The sequence below is a fragment of the Leptolyngbya sp. CCNP1308 genome, from assembly GCF_034932455.1.
In the GTDB taxonomy this organism is placed as follows: domain Bacteria; phylum Cyanobacteriota; class Cyanobacteriia; order Phormidesmidales; family Phormidesmidaceae; genus Nodosilinea.
Genome location: NZ_JAYGIH010000063.1, coordinates 1 through 1,146, shown reverse-complemented (window position 1 = coordinate 1,146; position 1,146 = coordinate 1). Strand labels below are relative to the sequence as shown.

The following is a 1,146-nucleotide window of genomic DNA, read 5'->3' as shown; positions in this document are numbered from 1 at the left end:
CGTCCCGGCAATAAATCCTTGATGCGGTCCCATTGGTCATCGCGCAGCGCATAGCGTCGGGTCGTCATTGAACTTCGATGGGATGAGATACTACTGTCCCAGTTTACCTAATTGATGACACGCCCTAAGTTTCGAGCGATGGTTGATGACGCTGCCGCCAGGCGGTGTGCCCGTTCCCTCAATATTCCGACGATAGGGACAGGGGGCGCACTGGTTTTGGCAAAACGGCGGGGGCTCATTCCTACTGTCGCTGAACCTTTACAAGCTTTACGAGATGCAGGACTTTGGATTTCGGAAGATGTGATGACTCTTCTTAAACACCAGGCGGGTGAATAGTTCAGCGCCTGATCATGGCTAACCTTGAAACCCCAGTTCAAATACTCATGGGAGACTGCCACAATGCTTCGATTGGGAAACCTTCACCTACGACGAAGAATGGCTGAGAGAGTCAGTTCGCCAGGAAGAATCGGCAGGCTGCGAGGTCAGCGCTGGCTATGGTTGGGGTACTCATTTAGGCGCGGTCATGGCTAACCCCCAGGGCTACAGCCACTTTGCCGAGCTGCGTGCCATAGTGATGCAGGCGTGGCAGAAGTTGGTGACCGAGTGGGATCTGGGCATCGGGACAGAGGCGGCTGAAACGAAGGGCTAGGAACTGATTATGGCGCGGCTTCATCAGCCCAAAGCTGAGATCCAGGAAACCTTGATGACGCTGCTGGAGGCGAAGCTCTCAAAACCGCAAGGGGAATGGGAGATGACTGAGACGGTTCACGCCGAGATTCGATCAGTCTTGGGTAAGGTGCTGACGCAGGACGACTGGAAGGCCATTGCGGAAAGCGCTAGCCATGATATCTATGCCCAAGTCATTAGATATGAACTGGTCACCGTAGAGAGCCTGTGACGTCGGTTTCCAAGCTGAGAACATCTGCAACTAAAACCCTGCCTACTGTAGCGAACCGTCCGCCCAGGGGTCTTTTTTTCTCGTCCAAAAATCACTGGCGGATTGTCCCATCACCGCTAAGTGGTAGTGCACTTTAGTAAAGGACAGAGGAAAACGTAGGCGATTCCCGTTCTGCCAACTTCTCTCTGACGCGGCGATTGTAGTCGTGGATGAACGTCCAGATCGCACCAATGTGATTCTCTAGCTTC

3 protein-coding genes are annotated in these 1,146 nt (G+C 53.5%); all 3 read left to right on the top strand.

Translation table 11 applies throughout. The annotated features are described in order from the left end of the window. Positions 1-114 precede the first annotated feature (114 nt). On the top strand, positions 115-336 hold the full coding sequence (locus VB780_RS31440) for a DUF3368 domain-containing protein (protein WP_416349235.1): 222 nt from the start codon (positions 115-117) through the stop codon (positions 334-336). A 187-nt stretch (positions 337-523) separates the two neighbouring features. Next, positions 524-649: a hypothetical protein gene (locus tag VB780_RS14240; RefSeq protein WP_323351823.1), complete on the top strand. Its 126-nt coding sequence runs from the start codon at positions 524-526 to the stop codon at positions 647-649. Between the two features lie 9 nt (positions 650-658). Continuing rightward, positions 659-898, top strand: a complete 240-nt coding sequence (locus VB780_RS14235) for a hypothetical protein (RefSeq protein WP_323351822.1) — start codon at positions 659-661, stop codon at positions 896-898. Positions 899-1,146 lie beyond the last annotated feature (248 nt).

What these genes read in the sequence shown, in the direction of transcription:
- VB780_RS14240 (WP_323351823.1), top strand. Translation starts at nt 524, where the DNA reads ATGGCTAACCCCCAGGGCTACAGCCACTTTGCCGAGCTGCGTGCCATA.
- VB780_RS31440 (WP_416349235.1), top strand. Translation starts at nt 115, where the DNA reads ATGACACGCCCTAAGTTTCGAGCGATGGTTGATGACGCTGCCGCCAGG.
- VB780_RS14235 (WP_323351822.1), top strand. Translation starts at nt 659, where the DNA reads ATGGCGCGGCTTCATCAGCCCAAAGCTGAGATCCAGGAAACCTTGATG.